We start from the raw sequence: 18,816 nt of genomic DNA, 5'->3' as shown, positions 1-18,816 counted from the left end.
ACACCCTGTTACATCAGCACCTTCATGTGCTCGACGACGCGGCGGCCGAGGCCCGCGTCGCCCTCGATGCGTACTGCGGTCGCGACGGCGTCGAGCTCGCCGCGTCCGCCGATGAGGCGCACGAACGTGTCGGGATCCATGTGCAGCGTGACGTCGACGCCGCTCGCGACGGGATCGGGCACCGGGTCGATCGCCTCCGCGCGGCTCTCGTGCATCGCGAGCGCGGTGGCGAACCCGCCGGGACCTTCGACGACGAATGCGACGCGCGTACCGTCGGGCGGCCGCAGCCGCGCGCCGACGATCATCCCCAACGTGGCGCGCATGCGATCGAGCGAGAGCTTCGCGGCCGGCGCCTCGAAGTCGGCGGGCGTGCCGAGCGCGCGTCGCATGTCGAGCTCGTGCACGAACGAATCGAGGACGCGGAACGGGATGAGGTCGCGCACCTGACCGTCGCCGACCGGCGTCCACGACGGCGCCGCCCAGTCGGTGTCGGTGTACGAGCGCAGCTGGTTCAAGCGGGAGGTCGCGATCACGCGGAACTCGTGCAGCACCTCGGAACCGGTCCAGCCGCGGAACGACTCGACCCACACCTCGTTCGAACGGCCCAGCTCGTTCTTCACATGGCGAAGGCCGGCGGGCAGCTCGACCTTCGGTTCGGGCAGCCCGATGATCACCGACTCGATACCGATGATGTGCGCGAGGTTGTCCTGCACGGTCCAGCCGGGACAGTCGGTCGGCAGCTTCCACTGCGCCTCGTCGAGCGTGTCGCCGAGCTGCTGCATCGACGCCCACACGCTCGACAGCGCGACGAGCACGTCTGCTTCGCCGCTCATTGCGGCAGCCTCCACTTCGCCGTCATGTGGTTGGACAGGTCCCCGATGAGATCGGGGTGGATGATGCGCTCGGTGAACCACCATGCGCCGTCGATCACCGCGAACGTGTCGCGGTACTGGCCCGCGATGATCGGTTGCAGCGCGACGTCGGGCACCTTCTGGATCACCGTGAAATAGCTGCGCGCGGCCGCCGTCTGCGCGTCCTCGTCGACCGTGATCGTGACGTTGGTGATGCAGTGCATCGTGCACGGCGTGCCGTTGTCGTAGATGATCACGCCGTTGTAGTTGCGACGGGCCTCGGCCGCGCCGCGCCGGCGCTCGGGCCGGATCGACGAGCCGAGCTCGGCGTGCTCGAACAGCGCGGCGAGCCCGTCGAGATCGCCCGCGTCGATACGGAACGCGTACTCGTGGATCAGCGCGCGGATCGCGGCTTCCGGGGAAGCGCTCATGGTCGCATGCTCTCTCCGCTCGGCGCGAGGCTCCGCCGTGGTTCTCGCGCTGAGCGCGCACCTGCTCCGCGACTCACCGGCACACCTGGCCACCGTCGACGAGCATCGAGTCGCCGCTCACGAACGACGCCGCGTCGGAGCACAGCCACACCGCGGCTTCCGCGACCTGTTCGGGTCGTCCGAGGTCACCGGTCGGCGACGAACGGCGCAGGAACTTCTCCATCTGCGGGTTCTCCTCCATGAACGTGCGCAGCATCGGCGTGTCGGTCGAGCCGGGCAGGATCGCGTTCACGCGGATCCCGTTGCGCGCGTACTCGGTCGCCGCGGCCTTCGTGAGCCCGAGGACACCGTGCTTCGCGGCCGTATACGCAGGCTGGCCGGGCGCGACGACGACCCCCGCCCCCGACGACGTGTTGACGATCGCGCCGCCGGCGCCCTGCGCGAGCATCTGCCGCAGCTCGGCCTGCAAGCACCAGAACACGCCGCTCAAGTTGATCGCGATCACGCGTTGCCAGTCGTCGACGGAGACGTCGGCGAACGCGTGGAAACCCGCGCCGATACCCGCGTTGTTGAACGCGCAGTCGAGCCGGCCGTACGTCGACACCGCGGCCGCGACCATGGCGTCGACGGACGCGGGGTCGGCGACGTCGACCTCGTGCTCGGTCGCGGTCCCGCCCGCGGCGCGGATCGTCGCGACCGTGACCGACGCGCCGTCGACGTTGCGATCCGCGGCGACGACACGCGCGCCCCGGCTCGCGAAGATCTCGGCCGCGGCCGCGCCGATGCCACCGGCCGCACCGGTGACGAGCACCACCTTGCCCTCGAAATCACCTGCACTCATTCGGCTCCATCCTCCGGCGCGCGCCTGGCCACTCATTCGGCTCCATCCTCCGGCGCTCGATCCGGAGATCTACGCCGTGCTCCCGTGGCGTGACCGCGCCTTCGGCCTGCGCCCGGTCACTCATCTACAGCTCCAGGACGGTTCGCAGGCCGCGCGCGGCGCGGAGGTCGTCGAAGGCGGCGTTGACCTCGGTGATCGGCCGGCGCTTCGTGATCATGCCTTCGAGGTCGAGGAGCCCGGCGCGCCACAGCGCGAGCAGCCGCGGGATCTCGCGCGGCGAGTTGCTGCTGCCGAGGAACGAGCCGACGATCCGCCGCTCGGACGCCATGAAGACGACCGCAGGATCGATGCTCACGGCCTCTTCGAGCGGGCCGGCGCCGACGAGCACGGCGGTGCCGCCCGGTCGCGTCGCCCATATCGCGGCCTGCCCGAGCGCGCCCCGCCCGACCGCCTCGAACGCGAAGTCGGCACCGATGCCCGTGAGCTCGTGCGTGCGCGCCACGACGTCGTCGTTCGTCGGGTCGATCGCGTCCGTCGCGCCGAAGCGCGCCGCCGAGTCGCGGCGTTCGCTCACCGGATCGCTCACGATGATCCGCGTCGCGCCCGCGATGCGCGCACCCTGCACGATCGAGATGCCGACACCGCCGAGCCCGATGACGAGCACGGTGTCGCCGGGCTCGACCTTCGCGGTGTTGAACACCGCACCGACTCCCGTCTGCACCGCGCAGCCGATCACGCAGGCGACGTCGAGCGGCGTGTCGTCGTCGATCTTGATCGCGCCCGACTCCTGCGTGACGACGAGCTCGCCGAACCCGCCGACGCCGAGGCCGCGGAAGACGGTCGCGCCACCGCGCGAGAGACGCGTGCTGCCGTCGTTGAACATGCTCGTGAACACCGCGGTGCTGTTCACGCAGATGCTGAACTGTCCGCGCAGGCAGAACGGGCAGTGACCGCACGGAGGCGCGGGCGTGAGCACGACGCGGTCACCGGGCTTCACCGTGGTGACGCCGGGCCCGATCTCTTCGACGGTTCCGGCGGCTTCGTGTCCGAGCACGAGCGGCAGGGGTGGCGGAAACGTGCCGTCGACGTTCGACAGGTCGGAGTGACACACCCCGCAGTGCGAGACACGCACGAGGACCTCGCCGGCGCGCGGCGGCTCGATCTCGACGTCGTCGACGACCTCGAGCGGCTCCTTCACCGCGGTGAGCAACGCCGCGCGCATGCTGCCTCCTCTACTCGTCGCCCTTGACGGTGACGACGGCCACCGCACGGATATCGCGCGACGACTCGCCGATGCGGATCTCGAACTCGCCCGGCTCGACGTGCCAGTCGTGCCGGTCGGGATCCCAGTACGCGAACGCGCGCCGGTCGAGACCGAACGTCACCGTCGCGCTCTGACCCGGACCGAGCGCGACCTTCGCGAACGCACGCAGCTCCTGCTCGGGCCGCGCGACGGTCGCTTCCACGTCGTGCACGTAGAGCTGGAGCACGTCGGTTCCCGAACGCGTGCCGGTGTTCGTGATCGGCACGCGCAGCTCGACCAACGTGTCAGTACCCGACGCGGCCGCGCTCGCGGCGACCTCGGTGCGGTCGGCTTCGAGCGCGCCGAGCTCGAAGGTTGTGTACGACAACCCGTGGCCGAAGGGGAAACGGGGCTCGATGCGCCGCCGGTCGTACCAGCGGTACCCGAGGTACACGCTCTCGCCGTACACGACATGACCGCGTTCGCCGGGGTAGCTCGTGAACGCGGGTGTGTCCTCGATCGCGCGCGGGATGGTGGTCGGCAACCGGCCGCCGGGATCGGCGTCGCCGAACAGCACGGCCGCGAGCGCGGGCCCGCCTTCCTGACCGGGGAACCACAGCTGTGCGATCGCCGCGACGTCGTCGGCCCAGTCCATGCCGACCGGCGAGCCTGCGTTCACGACGACGACCGTCCGCGGGTTCACGGCCGCGACCGCGGCGACGAGCTCGTCCTGCAGACCGGGCAGCGTCATGTCGCGGCGGTCGTGGCCTTCGCTCTCCCACTCGGCCGACGTGCCGACGACGACGATCGCGGTGTCGGCGCGGCGCGCCAGCGCGACCGCGCGCTCGAACTGGTCGTCGGGGCGCGGCGGCTCGCACCCGATCGCGAGGCCGCCGAGACCGGGTAGGCCGGGGTTGGCGTACTCGACGACGATCGCGTGCTCGGAACCCGCGTCGAGCCACACGTCGGCGCCGACCTCGGTGCTCCCGAGCCCGAAGAACGAATCACTGCCACCGGGCGTCGGCGAGGTGTTGTCGACGACGACCGTGCCGTCGACGAGCAGCCGGCTGCGACCCGCGCTCACGAGCGAGAAACGCCACGCGCCGGTCTCCTCCGCGACGAACGTGCCCGTGACGCGCGCCGAGAACTCGCCGGGCACGCTCGCTTCCCACGGTCCGAGCCACACGAACCACGCGCGCGTCGTGTCCTCGGCGAACACCGGCGCGCCCGCGTGCTCAGTACCTGCGAAGTACTCGACGTGCAGCGCGCCTTCGGCGAGGCGCCGGCCCTCGAGCGGAGGCGTGCGGCGATGACTCACGCATCCCCGCTCGAACCGGACGTCGACGTCGTCGCCCGCGCGGTCGCGAATCGCCTGCAGCGGCGTGCGCACCTCGTGCGTCGTGACCGCCGCGCTCCCGCCGCCTTCGAGTGCGGGGATGTCGGCGTTCGGACCGATCACGGCGAGCGTGCGCAACTCCGGCGCGCCGAGGAGCGGCAGCACGTCGGCGTCGGACTTCAGGAGCACGATCGACCCGATCGCCGCGTCGCGCGCGAGCGCGCGGTGCTCGGGGCGGTCGATCGACTGCTCGTCGTGCGGCTCCCGGTCGAAGAGCCCGGTGCGCTCGGCGAGCGTGAGCATGCGCCAGACCTTCGCGTCGACGACCGCTTCGTCGACCTCCCCCGCGCCGACGGCCTCCGCGAGCTTCGAACCGAACCACTGCGGCGGACCGGGCATCTCGAGATCCAGACCCGCGCGCGCCGCGGGAGCCGTGCTGTGCGTGCCGAACCAGTCCGACATCACGAGGCCGTCGAAACCCCACTCGCCGCGCAGCACGTCGGTGATGAGCATCTCGTTCTCGCTGCAGTACGTGCCGTACAGCCGGTTGTACGCGGTCATGATCGACCACGTTCCGGCCTCGACGACCGCGGCCTCGAACGGCACGAGACACAGCTCGCGCAGCGTGCGCTCGTCGGGCTCCGAAGAGATCGTCATGCGCTCGTATTCCGTGTCGTTCGCGGTGAAGTGCTTCACGCACGCCGACACGCCGGTGTCCTGGATGCCGGTGACGAACGCGACCGCGAGGCGCGCGCTGAGGTGCGGATCCTCCGAGTAGCACTCGAAGTTGCGGCCGCCGATCGGCGTGCGGTGCAGGTTGACGGTGGGCGCGAGCACCACGTGCACACCGCGGTCGCGCGCTTCGGAACCCAACGCCGCGCCGACGCGTTCGAGGATCGCGGGATCCCACGTCGCGCCGAGCGCGCTGCCGCACGGGAACAACGCCGACGCGCGTCCCGTCCAGCGCTCGCCGCGCACGCCACTCGGACCGTCGCTCACCTTGAGCGCGGGGATGTCGAGGCGATCGATCGCGGGAAGGTGCCAGAGGTCGGTGCCGGCGACGAGCGCGCACTTCTCGGCGAGCGTCAGGTTCGCCACCAGAGTGTCGATCCGCTCGCTCACGACGTCCTCTCGGCTCCTCGGTCCCGCCTTGCTACCAGCGCGGAGCGGCTCGGCGCCACCGGTCGGGAGGGTCGGTAGTGTGCCCCGCGTGAACGGGGACCGACGGTGAGAGCGGGATGATCCGGACCGAGCGCCGCGGCGCCGTGGTGATCGTCACGATCGCCAATCCGCCGGTGAACGCGCTGCCGGTCGCCGGTTGGTTCATGCTCGCCGACGCGATCCGCAGCGCGGGCCGCGACGACGAGACGAACGTGGTGATCGTCGCGGCCGAGGGCCGCGGCTTCCAGGCCGGTGTCGACATCAAGGAGCTCGCCGCCGACCCGACGCACCGCAGCCTCATCGGCGTCAACCGTGGCTGCGCCGAGACCTTCGCCGCGGTCTACGACTGCCCGGTCCCGGTGATCGCGGCCGTCAACGGCTTCTGCCTCGGCGGCGGCATCGGCATCGCGGGCAACGCCGACATCCTCATCGCGTCCGACGACGCGACGTTCGGCGTCCCCGAGGTCGACCGCGGCGCGCTCGGCACCGCAACGCACCTCGCGCGCCTCGTACCGCAGCACAAGGTGCGCGCGATGTTCTTCACCGGTCAGATGGTGACGGCCGCCGACCTGCTCGCCTTCGGAACGTGCGAGCGCGTGGTGCCGCGCGACCAGTTGCTCGACACCGCGCTCGAGATCGCGAACACGATCGCGGAGAAGAGCCCGCTCGTGATCCGCCGCGCCAAGGAATCACTCAACGGCATCGAGCCGATCGACGTGAAGAAGGCCTACCGCTTCGAGCAGGGCTTCACGTTCGAGGTCAACCTCTTCGGCGACAGCGACGAGCTCCGCCAGGCGTTCGTCGAGAAACGCGACGCGGATCTCTCGAAACCGACATGAGCCGGAGCGCCGAGAGCGAAGCGAGCCGGCGACCCGACTCGCTCCCGTCCCGCGTCATGGACGGCGGGCGCAGCCAGGACGACGAAGCAGCGCGAGCGCGCACGTGAAGGCCGTCATCTTCGATCTGGGCGGCGTGGTGTTCGGCTCGCCCTTCGAGCACTTCGACGAGTACGACCGCATCCACGGCCTGCCCGACGGTTGCGTGCGGGGCGTGATCGCGCGCAGCAGTGTCGACGGCGCGTGGGCCGCGCTCGAACGCGGCGAGCTGAGCATGCCCGAGTTCTTCGCGACGTTGGAGGCCGAGGCGCGCGCCGAGGGCCACACGATCGACGCGGCCGAGATCATGGCGATGGTCGGCCGCGGTATCGGCGCGCGCCCCGAGATGCTCGCCGCGATCGAACGCATCCGTGAGCACGGGCTGAAGATCGCCGCGCTCACCAACAACTGGCCGGCCGAGAACGGCTCGCCGCCGGGACTGCGGTCGCTGCACGCGTTCGACGTCGTCGTCGAGTCCGCGGTCGAGGGGATGCGCAAGCCCGATCCCCGTATCTACGAGCTCACGCTCGAGCGGCTCGCGGTCGACGCGCGCGACGCGGTGTTCCTCGACGACATCGGCATGAACCTCAAGCCCGCGCGTGCGCTGGGCATCACGACGATCAAGGTCGACTCGCCGGCGCAGGCGATCACCGATCTCGAGGCCGTGCTCGGCTTCTCGTTGCGCTGATCGCGCGCGCACTGCCCGATCAGGATCCTGGGGACCAAAGCCGGCGGCGCTCCCGGTAGCGCCCGCGCGCAACCGATTGTCGGCTTGCTGACACTCCCGATGTCACACCCCGGACGGTCGCGACCGCTCCCGAGGTCGACGATCTCCTCACGTGTTCGAGCCGGTGCGGGGGCCCCGGCGGACACGACGGGGGAGGCGGACGATGAGCGCGGTCCAGGCGGGAGCCCTGCGGTCGACGAGTTCCGAATCGACGCACGCAGCTTCGACGAGATGGTGGCGCGCGGCCCGTCTGGGCCGGCTCGCGGCCCGCCGGACGTCGGGCTACATGGTCATGCGGTCGCAGCAGCTCGTGCACCGCGGCCAGAGCCGACCGACGATCGCCGAGCGCTATCAGGTCCGGAGCGCGCAGGACATCGCGCGCGAGTTCGGCGAGATGCGCGGCGCGATGGTCAAGCTCGGTCAACTTCTGAGCGTCGCCGCGATCGGACTTCCGGATGACGCTCGCGCCGCGCTGACGTCGTTGCAGTCGCACGTGCCGCCGATGGCGCCGGGCCTCGCCGAGCGAATCGTCCGCGAGGACCTCGGGTCGGACGTCGTCCAGATCTTCCGTGAGTGGGACCCGACGCCGGTCGCCGCGGCATCGATCGGCCAGGTACACCGCGCCCGGATGCTCGACGGGACCGCGGTCGCCGTGAAGGTGCAGTACCCCGGCCTCGACGAGTGTCTCGGTGCCGACCTGCGCAACGTCGGGCGAATCGCGCGCGTGTTCTCCGGACTCGCGTTCCCGGGAGTCGACACCACTCTCCTCATCGACGAGATGCGGAGCGCGCTGCTCGACGAGCTCGACTATCGCGGCGAGGCGCAACGGCAGGTCGAGTTCGCGAACCGGTGGGCCGGAAGTGCCGGTGTCCGCGTACCGCGCGTCTTCTTGGAGCACAGCTCGCGACGCGTGCTCGTGACGGAGTGGGTCGACGGGCACGATCTGGCGTCGTTCGCCCGAGCCGGCTCACCGGCGGCGCGGCGCACCGCCGCCGAGACACTGCTGGCGTTCTCGTTCGATTCCGTGTTCCGGTTCGGCAGCTTTCACGCCGATCCGCACCCGGGCAACGTGCGCTTCTCGGACGACGGCGTCGTCACGGTGCTCGATTACGGCCTCGTTCGGCGCCTGACGAACGACGAGCGCGGGCGGTTCCTGCGGCTGCTCGACGCGCTCCTCGACGGCGACGACGCGTCCGTCTTCAGGACCGCGCGGGAAGCCGGCCTCCTGCCGAACGACTGCGCGTCTTCTCCCGCAGCCGTCGCCGCGTTCTTACGAGAGCCGTTCGCGCTGTTCGCTCCGGGCGAGCGCCGGTGCCGGGAAGAGTGGCTGCTGCACGTCGCGCGAACGACGTTCGATCCGCACGGACCCCACGCCGCGGTGCTCGCCGAGATCGAAGTTCCACCGAGCTACTTCTTCGTCGATCGCGTCATGTGGGGCGTCATGGCGACCCTCGCTCAGCTTCACGTGCCCGCGAACTGGCGCGCGCTGATCGATGCGCGCCGGCGCGCCTGCAGCGACGTCACCTCGATCACCAACCCAGCACCCGAAGGAGTCTGATCATGAACCAGCGTCCGTTCAGATCGCGCGTGTCGATCGCGTGCGTGCTCGCGACCGCGGCGCTCGTCGCGCCGCTCGCCGCGTGCAGCCACTCCACACCGCGTTCGGTCACGGCGTTCTGCAACACGCTCGCACAGCAGAAGCAGCAATTCCTGTCGGAGTACGACACCTCGGGACAGGACCCGCTGCAGGGATTCGTCACCGGCATGAGCTCCCTCGGCGAGATTCCGGTCATCTTCGACCGGCTCGACAAGGTGGCCCCGCCCGATATCGAGCCCGACGTCGCCGCCGTCCGCGACTCCTTCAAGCAGCAGCTCGGATCGGTCAGCGGCATGGCGTCGAACCCGCTCGGTGGCCTGATCGGCGGCATCGCTTCGTCGCTCACGGCCGCGGGCCCGTTCCAGCGGGTCTCTGACTACGTCACTGCGAACTGCCCGGACCCGTCATCGCAGCCGTGAGTCCCACGGCGCACGAATCGAAAGGAACGTCGACATGCGACCTTTGAAGCTTCTCGTGACCATCGGGATGCTCGTCCTCGCTCCATGGTTCTTCTACGCGAACCAGACGCAGCAGAAGGCGACCTGCGTCCTGTACCAGTTGGCGGGCGTGAAGCCCGGACTCGTTCAGCAGGTGACCTGCACGCTGAACGGACACGCGCAATGACGGGCCAGACGGTCGTCGAGCACGCGTGGCTGCCGACGGGAAGTGCTCGTCTGCCGAACGACTCGACCGCGCCCACGGGTGAGGGCGTCGCCGATGAAGCCGAAGCGCGCCACTGGCCTCGGCGGCGGCGGGTGCACCGAGGCACTCCGCGTGCAATGCGGCCCCTCGTCTGGGCCGAGGACCTCCTGCACTACGCGGTGGCACTCGTGCTCGTCGCGGCTGCGGGCGTCGCGCTCGTGCACTCGGTCGGCGCGGCGCTCCTCCACTCGACGAGCTTTCAGACCCAGGTACCGGAGCTGGTCGACAGCGTCTTGTTCGTCATCATCGTGCTCGAGATCTTCACGACGGTCCTCGCGCATTTTCGCGACGGAAGGCTGCAACTCCAGCCGTTCCTCGTCATCGGAGTCATCTCGGCCGTGCGCGAGATCCTGGTCGTGGGTGCGAGATCGTCATTGTCGGGTTCTCAACACGACTCGCTGTTCTTGCAGCACATGATCTCGCTCGGCGTCGATCTGATGATCGCGCTGCTGCTCGTCGTCGCCCTGGTCTTGGTCAAGCACTTCGACATCAAGAAGGAGCACTGACGATGTTGTGTGCAATCGGAATCGCTCACAGCCTGTTTCACCTCGACGTTCCCATCATCGAGAAGGTGGTGCGGGCCCTGCTCGTGTACGCATTCCTCGTGGTCGGCTTGCGGCTGGCCGGCAAACGCGAGCTCGGGCAGCTCAACACGCTCGACTTCGTCGTCCTGCTCGCGGTGGCGAACGCCGTCCAGAACGGCATCATCGGGAACGACAACACCGTCACGGGCGCGGTCGTCGGTGCGAGCGTGTTGTTCGGCGTGAACGCCTTGATGGCGGCGCTCATCTTCCGCAGCGTCCGCGCCCGCAAGCTCGTCGAGGGATCTGCGACCGTGCTCATCGAAGATGGAGTGTTCATCGAGAAGGCGCTCCGTCACGAGAAGATCTGCAAGGAGGACCTGCTCGCGGCGATTGCGCAACAGGGTGCTTCCGACGTGGCCGAGGTCGAGCGCGCGGTACTCGAACCAAACGGCGCCATCGTCACGATGCTCAAAACGCCGGACTACGAGACTCAGCACTTCCTCGCGTTGTCGCAGCAGATCGCCGAGTTGAAGACGATCGTCGAGCAACGCAGCGACGTATTGACGGTCGCGGAGCTCAACTCCTAGCTTCCAACCATTCGACGCAGCATCTTGGGGGGGCCGACAATGCGGCGGAGCACTCGTCGAGCATTCGTGACGCTTCTCGCGGCTTCCGTGGGGTTCGGCGCCGTCGCGCTCGTGCCACAGGGAGCCGGGGCGACGCGCAGGGACACCGTCACCGGGACCTGGAAAGAGATCAACCCCGACTCGTTCACCTGCACGAGCGGCGGCTTCGTGGGGTTCGAGCAGTTCGGTGACGCGCAGAGCCTCTCCAACTCGTCGGTCAAGGGTCTCGGATTGAGCGGCTGGAGGGTCGGCGACTTCGGGACCGGCGAGTACGACGGCAAGTACCCCGCGGGCGACTTCTCGAGCGAGCAGACGCACTTCGCGACGTTCACGCCCGCGTCGACCCCGACGATCACGCTGACGCACGCGGCGACGACCTTGAGCTTGCTCGTCGACTCTGCGGCGGGCACGAACGTGACCGTGAGCGCACTCGACAAGAACGACAACGACCTCGGCGGGGTCGCGCACATCAACAACTCGCACGGCCGGCACATGACGCAGTACGACCTCACCGGCGGCGCGAACTTGATCAATTCGGTCACGATCGATGCCGGTACCGGTTTCTTCACCGTCGACTCGCTGTGCACCGATGCCCCGACGGTTCCGACGGGACAGATCACGCTCAAGGTCGGCGACGGTCCGCCGGGCACCGCGTCGTACATGCACGGATACGGATTCCTGCCCGACGAGCGGGTGCAGGTCGCGGTCGCGGGACGGCCCGTCACCGTGACCCCGCCGACCGACGGCGCCGGCCATTTCGATCTGGCCTTCAACGTGCCGACGTCGGCACCGCCGGGCTCGGACCAGATCGTCGCGAAGGGTCTGCAGAGCAAGCGGAAGGCGACCGCCGACTTCTACGTGCACACCGATTGGAACCAGTTCGGCTACGACGCGCAGAAGGCGTCCGAGAACCCGACCGAGAACGTGCTCGACTCGACCAGGGTTCACGCTGGGCTGCACCGCGCGTGGTCGGCGCACGTCGGCGGGAGTCAGGCGTCGGCAGCTGCGATCGCCGAGGGTGTCGTCTACGTCAACTCCGCGGAGGGCTCGGCGTTCGCGTTTCGCGAGGACAGCACGAGCAGCAAACCCGATTCGGTCGGCCAGGTCGCGACCGGCAGCTCGGTCAACGCGCCGCCGGTCGTCGACTCCGGACGCGTCTTCATCGCAGAGCACAACGGATTCCTGTACGGGTTCGATCCGCATCTCGGGCCCGCACATCTGTGGCAGTACCCCAGCGGCAGCACGAGCAGCTTCGTGTTCGACAGTTCGCCCGCGGTGCGCGACCTCGTCCTGTACGCGACCGACGAGAACGGGTCGATCGTCGCAGTGAAGGAACCGACCGGGCAGTCGGAGCCAGGGTGGCCGATCACGCTCCCCGGTTCCCCGAAGATCCACTCGGCGCTCACGCTCGACGACAAGAACCTGTACGTCGGCGCCGACAACGGCATGCTCTACGCGATCGACCGCGCGACTCGACAGGTCGTGTGGCAGAAGCAGGCGGGCAAGCTCGCACTCGGTAACCCGGTCCTGTCGAACAAGTTCTACGGGCCCGGGGGCAAGGTGTACGTCGGATCCGCGAACGGGAACGTCTACGCGTTCAACGCGGCCGACGGCTCACGGGGCTGGCAGAACCACCGCCTGATCTCGACCGGGTACGCGCTCGACGAGAACCTCGCACTCGCGAACGGCGTCCTCTTCATCGGTGGGAGCGACCCTCACGGGACGTTGCGAGCGGTGTCGGCGCTCACCGGCGACGAGTCGTGGAACACCCAGACCGGCGCGGCCATCGAGTCGAAGCCGGCAATCGCGGACGGGGTCGTCTACGTCACCAACACGGGTGGCGAGCTGGTTGCGCTTTCACCGAGCGGCGCCATCCTCACGACGGTGTTCGTCGGATCCAACTCGCCGAGTGCGCCGGCCGTGACCGACGGTGCAGTGTTCGTCGGCACCGGCGGCAACGGCCGCATCGCGAAGTACGTCCACTGACACGCGCGTCAGACCTCGGGTTCTCGTTGCGCTGATGGACCTCGCGCTCGTTCGGCACGCGGAGCCCGTGCGCACGCCGGCGGGCAGCGTCGACGGGCCGGCGGACCCCGGTCTCACCGAGCTCGGCAACGAGCAGACCCGGCGGCTCGCGCAGTGGCTCGCGGCCGAAGCGGTCGACGTCGTGCTCAGCAGCCCGATGCACCGCGCGCGCGAGACCGCCCAACCGATCGCGACCATGCACGGGCTCGACATCGAGATCGTCGACGGACTCGTCGAGTACGACGCCGCTTCGGCGGACTACATCCCGATGGACGAGCTGCAGGCGTCGGGTGATCCCCGTTGGCACGCGATGGTCGAAGGTCGGTGGGAAGACTTCGGCGCCGATCCTGCACACGTGTTCAAGGCGCGCGTCGCGAACGCGGTCGAGGAGATCGTCGACCGCTTCCCCGGCCGGCGCGTCGTCGCGGTGTGCCACGGCGGCGTGATCAACTGCGCGCTCGCGTCGATCCTCGGCATCGACCGTTACCTCTGGTTCGAACCGAAGTACACGTCGATCTCGCGCGTCGTCGCGTCGCGCAACGGGATCCGGAGCATCGCAACGCTGAACGAGCACGCGCACCTCGAAGCGACACGCGATGACGCGCCGGAGCGTCAACCGTGAGCGCCGTGAACGTCGACCGTCAGGGGGCGGTCACGATCGTCGAGATCGACCGGCCCGCCGCACGCAACGCGGTCGACGGCCCGACCGCCGCACTGCTCGCCGACGCGTTCCGTGAGTTCGAGCACGACGACTCGCAAGCGGTCGCGGTGCTCACCGGCGCGAGCGGCACCTTCTGCGCGGGCGCCGACCTCAAGGCGGTCGCCGAAGGGCGCGGCAACCGCGTGCTCGCCGACGGCGACGGACCGATGGGCCCGACGCGCATGCTGCTGCCGAAGCCCGTGATCGCCGCGGTCGAGGGGTTCGCCGTCGCGGGCGGGCTCGAGCTCGCGATCTGGTGCGATCTGCGCGTCGCCGCGCGCGACGCCGTGTTCGGGGTGTTCTGCCGGCGCTGGGGCGTGCCGCTCGTCGACGGCGGCACCGTGCGCCTCGCGCGCCTGATCGGCCACTCGCACGCGCTCGACCTCATCCTCACGGGCCGCGGCGTCTCCGGCGACGAGGCCCTGCGCATGGGCCTGGCGAACCGATTGGTCGAGAAGGGCGACGCCCGCCGGGCCGCGATCGCCCTCGCGACCGAGCTCGCCGCGCTCCCCCAGGTGTGTCTGCGCCACGACCGGCTTTCGAGCTACGAGCAGTGGTCTCTCGACCTCGACGCCGCGATGCAGAATGAGTACCTCCACGCCCTCGAATCCCTGGCTTCGGGCGAGGCCACCGCCGGCGCATCCCGCTTCAGTGCCGGCGCCGGACGCCACGGCGCCCGCGCGATCCAGGGCCCAGGCGGCCCGGCGCCGAAGGCGCCGTGAGCGGAGGACGCCGAAAAGATCGCAAGACCCAAAAAGAGGCAGACGAGAAGAAGGTGACCATGCCGGAGCAGGACAAGACCAACACAGCCGAGCGCACGATCCGCGAGGTCATGAGCGCCCCGGTCGCCTCGGCCACCGCAGCCGAGACCATCGCCACCGTGGCGGGGCGCATGCGGGAGCAGAAGGTGGGATCGGTCGTGATCGTCGACGCCGACGGTCGCGCCACCGGCATCCTCACCGAGCGCGACATGCTGCGCTTCGCGGCCGCGGGATCCGACGCGTCGACCGCGAAGGTGTCGGAGTGGATGACCGCGGAGCCCGACACCATTGGGCCCGACCTCTCGGCGCGCGAGGCGTTCGCGCACGTCGCCGAGCACGGGTATCGCCACATCCCCGTCGTCGAAGGCGGGAAGCTCATCGGCATCGTGTCGATGCGCGATCTCATGCGCATCGCGATGATCCAACCGGTCGAGGCGCTCGCGCACGAGACACCGCGCGGCCTCGAAGGCGTCGTCGTCGCCGAGACCGAGGTCGGCGACGTGCGCGGCCTCGAAGGCTTCTACCACTACCGCCAATACAGCGCGATCGACCTCGCGAAGTCGCGGCCGATCGAGGACATCTGGCGGCTCATGTTCGACGGTGCGCTCCCGACGACGCTCGCGGAGCGCGAGGCGTTCCACCACGAGAACCGCCCGTTGCGCGCGCTCCCCGAGTCGGTCGCGAGCGTGCTGCCCGAGATCGCGAAGGCGGGCGACACGTTCGTGCCCCTCGACGCGTTGCGGACCGCGGTCTCGCTCCTCGGCGCCGCGACTGGGTTCAAGCCGTCGCTCGACGTCGAGTCGACCGAGCTGCGTGCGAACGCGATGCTCGTCTGCGCGGCGATCCCCACGCTCGTCACCGCGCTGTTCCGGTTGCGACAGGGCCTCGACCCGGTCGCGCCCGACCCGAAGCTCGGCTACGCCGCGAACTACCTCTACATGATGCAGGGGAAGGTCCCGACCGATGAGCACGCGGCCGCGGTCGAGAAGTACCTCATCTCGACGATCGACCACGGCTTCAACGCGTCGACGTTCACGGCGCGCGTCATCACGTCGACCGGTGCCGACCTCGGCGCCGCGGTCGTCGGCGCGATCGGCGCGCTCTCGGGTCCACTCCACGGCGGCGCGCCGAGCCGCGCGCTCGACATGCTCGACCAGATCGGCACCGCGGACCGCGCCGAGGGGTGGCTGCGCGCCGCGGTCGAGCGGGGCGACCGGCTCATGGGCTTCGGGCACCGTGTCTACAAGACCGACGACCCGCGCTCGCTCATGCTGCGCGACGTCGCCGAGTCACTCGGCGGCGAGAAGATGGAGCGCGCCCGCCACATCGAGGCGACGGCGATCGACGTGCTCGCGGAGCTCAAGCCGGGCCGCAAGCTCTACACGAACGTCGAGTTCTACGCGGGCATCGTGATGGATTCGTGCGGCGTGCCGCGCGAGATGTTCACGCCGACGTTCGCGTCGAGCCGTGCGATCGGCTGGTGCGCTCACATCCTCGAGCAGGCCGCCGACAACCGGTTGATCCGCCCGAGCGCGCACTACCGCGGTGAAGCCCCGCCGCAGCCGGTGCCGCCGATCGCGTGAGCGGCGGGCGGGGCCGGGCTCGAAGAGATTGAGCAACGATTGCTCAGGTGGCGGAGGGCTGGTTCGCGGTCCACTGGGTCGGCACGCCCGACTCGGAACGGAGACCGAACCATGCCCGCCCGCCTGCTCACCTCCACGCTGCTGATCGCGGCCCTCGGCGTCGGCGCCGCCGCCTGCTCGTCGTCCGACTCGTTGGGTGCCGCCGCGGACAAGGCCGGCACGCCCACGAGCACGACCTCGCAGGTCGCGGGCACCGGCGTCGTGAACGCCCCGTCGGGCCGATCCGACGACGGCCCGAACCCCTGCACGATCGTGAGCGCCGCCGACGTCCAGGCGATCCTCGGCACCGCCGCGAAGCCCACGGGACCGACGAGCGAGAACCGCGGCCACCAGTGCAGCTGGCACCCGGGCAACGGCTCGTCCGTGCTCGTGCAGGTCTTCCAGGGCAAGGAGTTCTACGACCCGTCGATGGAGGCGCCGAAGGCCAAGAAGCTGAGCGGTCTCGGCGACGACGCCTACCTCGACGACTTCGGCAAGACCCGCACCGCGGTCGGCTTCCTGAAGGGCGACACCGCGGTGTTCATCGACGGCTTCCAGATCACCGGCTCCGCCGCCGTCGTCGCCGCCGCCCGTGACGCGGTGAACAACGTCTGACCACGCGCCCCACCGAGCTATGCGATGCCGACGACCGGGGCGACGAGGCGCGCCGACGCGGTCGAGCCGTCGAAGCCCGCGGCACCGAAGCTGAAGATGCCGCCGTCGGCACCCACGACCCAGTAACCGCGATCGTCGGCGGTCGCGACCATGTCGACGATCGGCGCACCGATGGTGATCGGCGCCGCCGAGCCCAAGAACGCGGCGTCGCCGAACGCGAACACACCACCGTCGGACGCAACCAACCAGTAGCCGTGACCGTCGCTCGTCGCCGTGATGCCGACGACCGGCGCACGCAACGCGATGCCGGCCGCGGAACCGTACGAGTGCGCGGCGCCGAAGGAGAACACCCCACCGTCGGCCGCCGCGAGCCAGTAGCCGTCGCCGTCGGGCGTCGGTGTCATGCCGACGACCGCGTGCGCCGTCATCCCCACAGCCGATCCGTAGAAGTGCGCGTCGCCGAAGGCGAACACGCCGCCGTCACGACCGACGACCCAGTAGCCGTCGCCGCTCGACGTCGATGCGATGCCGACGACATCGGTCGCATTCGCGTTGCCGAACGCGTGCGCGGCGCCGAACGCGCGCACGACACCGGCGGACGACACGAGCCAGTAGCCCGCGTGATCCGGCGTCGCCGCGATGCCGACGATGGGAGCGCCCGCGACCGGTGCCGCGGAGCCCGCGAAGTCCGCGGCGCCGAACGAGAACACACCGCCGTCGCGCGCACCCAGCCGGTACCCACCGGTCGACTGCGCGGTCACGGTCCAGGCGAACGACGCGGAAGCCGTCGACTCGGCGTCGTCGGTCACGGTCACCTGCACCGAGCACGTGCACGCGCCCTGTGGCGTGCCGGTGATCACACCGGTGTTCGGATCGATCGCGAGCCCTGACGGCAGCCCGGTCGCGGAGTACCCGAGCGTCGCCGCGTTCCACGAGTCGGTCGCGTGCAGCGAGAGCGGCACGACCGCGTGGCCCGCGTCGCCCGCCTGTGCGCCCGGCGTGTCGATACCGAGCGTCGTGCTGAGCAACGGGACGCGCAGCGCGAACCCGTCGTTCGAGTTCGTGTCGCCGACCGCGATGCACCACGCGACCGAGGGACACGAGACGCCGTAGCCGTAGATCCCGTGGATCGACGCGTCGACGGCCGGCAGGCTCCACGTGCTGCCGTCGGTCGTCGTCGCGATCATCGGACCGCCGTCGTCTCCGGCGGTCGCGCAGACGTTCACGGCGGGGCACGCGAGCGCACTGACGTTCCCGTTGGACGACACGGTCTGGTCCGTCCAGCTCGCGCCGCCGTCGGCCGACACCATCGCAAGCGCGGCGCCGCTGACGGAGTCGAAGCCCCCGGCGACGCACGAGGTCGCGGTCGCACACGAGATCGCTTCGAGGTACTCGTGGGTCAGCGCCTGCTCCGTCCACGTCTGGCCACCGTCGTCACTCGTGTCGACGGTGTACGGACCGACCGCGACACAGTGGGTCGCCGTCGGGCAACTCGCCGCGTACATGGTGCGCGACGGTGCCGCGGTGACGGTCCACGTGCCGCCACCGTCGGCGCTGGTGATGATCGTGCCGCCGAAGCTCCCGCCCCTGCCGACCGCGACACAGTCGCTCCCTGTGGCGCACGCCACGCCGTAGAACCGGAGGAATCCGCCGGGAAGGGTTCCGGCCGTCCACGTCGTACCACCGTCGTCGGTCACCTCGATTGCAGTGTCCGTGGCCACGACACAGCGAGTCAGCGTCGGACATGCGATGGCCTGCCCGCTCGGTCCGCTCGGGCTCGGGAACGATCCGGTGGTCCAGTTCAGGCCGCCGTCGGTCGTCTTCGCCATCAGCGGATCCGACGACTGGTCGTATCCGGTCGCGATGCACGTCGTCGTCGACGGGCACGCCACCGCGTTGAGCCGTTGCACGGTGGTCGGCACGGTGCCGAACGTCAGCGGACCGCTCGCGCCCGCCGGTGGCGTCACCGACGTCACCCATCCGACGACCGCGACGAGCACCGCGCTCGCGATCGCTCCGAACCGCTTCGCCTTCGACACGCGCGCTCCCAGAGATCGCCCGCGGGAGCCGGTCGCCCGCCGCGACCTCCGATCCGCCCGCCTGACCCTCGGCTGCTCATCGACCGCCGTGGCGCCGCCCTGAAGAAGTTGTTGCAGAACCCCTGCATCAGGTGTCTGAG

18 protein-coding genes are annotated in these 18,816 nt (G+C 69.9%); 12 read left to right on the top strand and 6 right to left on the bottom strand.

The features are described from left to right. Positions 1–8: 8 nt before the first annotated feature. From VH914_19450 to VH914_19430, 5 genes are all read right to left on the bottom strand, one after another. Positions 9–833, bottom strand: a complete 825-nt coding sequence (locus VH914_19450; protein ID HEX4493389.1) for a maleylpyruvate isomerase family mycothiol-dependent enzyme — start codon at positions 831–833, stop codon at positions 9–11. Then, positions 830–1,282 carry a nuclear transport factor 2 family protein gene (locus VH914_19445; GenBank protein HEX4493388.1) on the bottom strand — a complete coding sequence of 151 codons (453 nt, stop codon included), beginning with the start codon at positions 1,280–1,282 and terminating at the stop codon, positions 830–832. The genes VH914_19450 and VH914_19445 overlap by 4 nt, the downstream gene beginning before the upstream one ends. Positions 1,283–1,355: 73 nt before the next feature. Then, entirely contained in the window at positions 1,356–2,123 is a 768-nt protein-coding gene (locus VH914_19440) for a glucose 1-dehydrogenase (protein ID HEX4493387.1), read from the bottom strand. A 124-nt stretch (positions 2,124–2,247) separates the two neighbouring features. Then, positions 2,248–3,345 (bottom strand): Zn-dependent alcohol dehydrogenase, encoded by a 1,098-nt coding sequence (locus VH914_19435; GenBank protein ID HEX4493386.1) that lies wholly within the window; start codon positions 3,343–3,345, stop codon positions 2,248–2,250. A gap of 10 nt (positions 3,346–3,355) precedes the next feature. Beyond that, entirely contained in the window at positions 3,356–5,824 is a 2,469-nt protein-coding gene (locus tag VH914_19430) for a glycoside hydrolase family 3 C-terminal domain-containing protein (GenBank protein HEX4493385.1), read from the bottom strand. Positions 5,825–5,940: 116 nt separating this feature from the next. On the opposite strand from VH914_19430, the gene VH914_19425 reads away from it, so the two are divergent. From VH914_19425 to VH914_19370, 12 genes are all read left to right on the top strand, one after another. Further along, positions 5,941–6,702, top strand: a complete 762-nt coding sequence (locus tag VH914_19425; protein HEX4493384.1) for an enoyl-CoA hydratase family protein — start codon at positions 5,941–5,943, stop codon at positions 6,700–6,702. Between the two features lie 103 nt (positions 6,703–6,805). Then, a complete protein-coding gene (locus tag VH914_19420; protein ID HEX4493383.1) occupies positions 6,806–7,426 on the top strand; it encodes an HAD family phosphatase in 621 nt (206 codons plus the stop codon). 202 nt (positions 7,427–7,628) lie between these two features. Continuing rightward, on the top strand, positions 7,629–9,023 hold the full coding sequence (locus VH914_19415) for an AarF/ABC1/UbiB kinase family protein (GenBank protein ID HEX4493382.1): 1,395 nt from the start codon (positions 7,629–7,631) through the stop codon (positions 9,021–9,023). Positions 9,024–9,025: 2 nt separating this feature from the next. Further along, complete coding sequence (locus VH914_19410) at positions 9,026–9,481, top strand: hypothetical protein (GenBank protein ID HEX4493381.1); 456 nt, start codon at positions 9,026–9,028, stop codon at positions 9,479–9,481. A gap of 34 nt (positions 9,482–9,515) precedes the next feature. Further along, on the top strand, positions 9,516–9,686 hold the full coding sequence (locus VH914_19405; GenBank protein HEX4493380.1) for a hypothetical protein: 171 nt from the start codon (positions 9,516–9,518) through the stop codon (positions 9,684–9,686). Continuing rightward, entirely contained in the window at positions 9,683–10,270 is a 588-nt protein-coding gene (locus VH914_19400) for a phosphate-starvation-inducible PsiE family protein (protein ID HEX4493379.1), read from the top strand. Before VH914_19405 ends, VH914_19400 begins: the two co-directional genes overlap by 4 nt. A gap of 2 nt (positions 10,271–10,272) precedes the next feature. Beyond that, positions 10,273–10,875, top strand: a complete 603-nt coding sequence (locus VH914_19395) for a YetF domain-containing protein (GenBank protein HEX4493378.1) — start codon at positions 10,273–10,275, stop codon at positions 10,873–10,875. An 87-nt stretch (positions 10,876–10,962) separates the two neighbouring features. After that, positions 10,963–12,900, top strand: a complete 1,938-nt coding sequence (locus VH914_19390) for a PQQ-binding-like beta-propeller repeat protein (protein ID HEX4493377.1) — start codon at positions 10,963–10,965, stop codon at positions 12,898–12,900. A 34-nt stretch (positions 12,901–12,934) separates the two neighbouring features. Beyond that, positions 12,935–13,561 (top strand): histidine phosphatase family protein, encoded by a 627-nt coding sequence (locus VH914_19385; GenBank protein HEX4493376.1) that lies wholly within the window; start codon positions 12,935–12,937, stop codon positions 13,559–13,561. Further along, positions 13,558–14,361, top strand: coding sequence for a crotonase/enoyl-CoA hydratase family protein (locus tag VH914_19380; GenBank protein ID HEX4493375.1), 804 nt, complete (start codon positions 13,558–13,560; stop codon positions 14,359–14,361). The genes VH914_19385 and VH914_19380 overlap by 4 nt, the downstream gene beginning before the upstream one ends. Before the next feature lie 59 nt (positions 14,362–14,420). Beyond that, entirely contained in the window at positions 14,421–15,983 is a 1,563-nt protein-coding gene (locus VH914_19375; protein HEX4493374.1) for a citrate synthase, read from the top strand. 111 nt (positions 15,984–16,094) lie between these two features. After that, positions 16,095–16,637 carry a DUF3558 family protein gene (locus tag VH914_19370; protein ID HEX4493373.1) on the top strand — a complete coding sequence of 181 codons (543 nt, stop codon included), beginning with the start codon at positions 16,095–16,097 and terminating at the stop codon, positions 16,635–16,637. Positions 16,638–16,654: 17 nt separating this feature from the next. On the opposite strand, the gene VH914_19365 is transcribed toward VH914_19370, so the two are convergent. After that, a complete protein-coding gene (locus VH914_19365) occupies positions 16,655–18,676 on the bottom strand; it encodes an Ig domain-containing protein (protein ID HEX4493372.1) in 2,022 nt (673 codons plus the stop codon). Positions 18,677–18,816 lie beyond the last annotated feature (140 nt).

Source organism: Acidimicrobiia bacterium (genome assembly GCA_036271555.1).
GTDB lineage: Bacteria > Actinomycetota > Acidimicrobiia > IMCC26256 > PALSA-610 > DATBAK01.
Note: the sequence above shows the minus strand (reverse complement) of the source record. Positions and strands in the feature narration are given on the sequence as shown.

Coding starts and splice junctions, on each gene's coding strand:
- VH914_19405 (HEX4493380.1), top strand. CDS start 9,516: ATGCGACCTTTGAAGCTTCTCGTGACCATCGGGATGCTCGTCCTCGCT.
- VH914_19370 (HEX4493373.1), top strand. CDS start 16,095: ATGCCCGCCCGCCTGCTCACCTCCACGCTGCTGATCGCGGCCCTCGGC.
- VH914_19445 (HEX4493388.1), bottom strand. CDS start 1,282: ATGAGCGCTTCCCCGGAAGCCGCGATCCGCGCGCTGATCCACGAGTAC.
- VH914_19400 (HEX4493379.1), top strand. CDS start 9,683: ATGACGGGCCAGACGGTCGTCGAGCACGCGTGGCTGCCGACGGGAAGT.
- VH914_19385 (HEX4493376.1), top strand. CDS start 12,935: ATGGACCTCGCGCTCGTTCGGCACGCGGAGCCCGTGCGCACGCCGGCG.
- VH914_19450 (HEX4493389.1), bottom strand. CDS start 833: ATGAGCGGCGAAGCAGACGTGCTCGTCGCGCTGTCGAGCGTGTGGGCG.
- VH914_19410 (HEX4493381.1), top strand. CDS start 9,026: ATGAACCAGCGTCCGTTCAGATCGCGCGTGTCGATCGCGTGCGTGCTC.
- VH914_19415 (HEX4493382.1), top strand. CDS start 7,629: ATGAGCGCGGTCCAGGCGGGAGCCCTGCGGTCGACGAGTTCCGAATCG.
- VH914_19395 (HEX4493378.1), top strand. CDS start 10,273: ATGTTGTGTGCAATCGGAATCGCTCACAGCCTGTTTCACCTCGACGTT.
- VH914_19440 (HEX4493387.1), bottom strand. CDS start 2,123: ATGAGTGCAGGTGATTTCGAGGGCAAGGTGGTGCTCGTCACCGGTGCG.
- VH914_19375 (HEX4493374.1), top strand. CDS start 14,421: ATGCCGGAGCAGGACAAGACCAACACAGCCGAGCGCACGATCCGCGAG.
- VH914_19425 (HEX4493384.1), top strand. CDS start 5,941: ATGATCCGGACCGAGCGCCGCGGCGCCGTGGTGATCGTCACGATCGCC.
- VH914_19435 (HEX4493386.1), bottom strand. CDS start 3,345: ATGCGCGCGGCGTTGCTCACCGCGGTGAAGGAGCCGCTCGAGGTCGTC.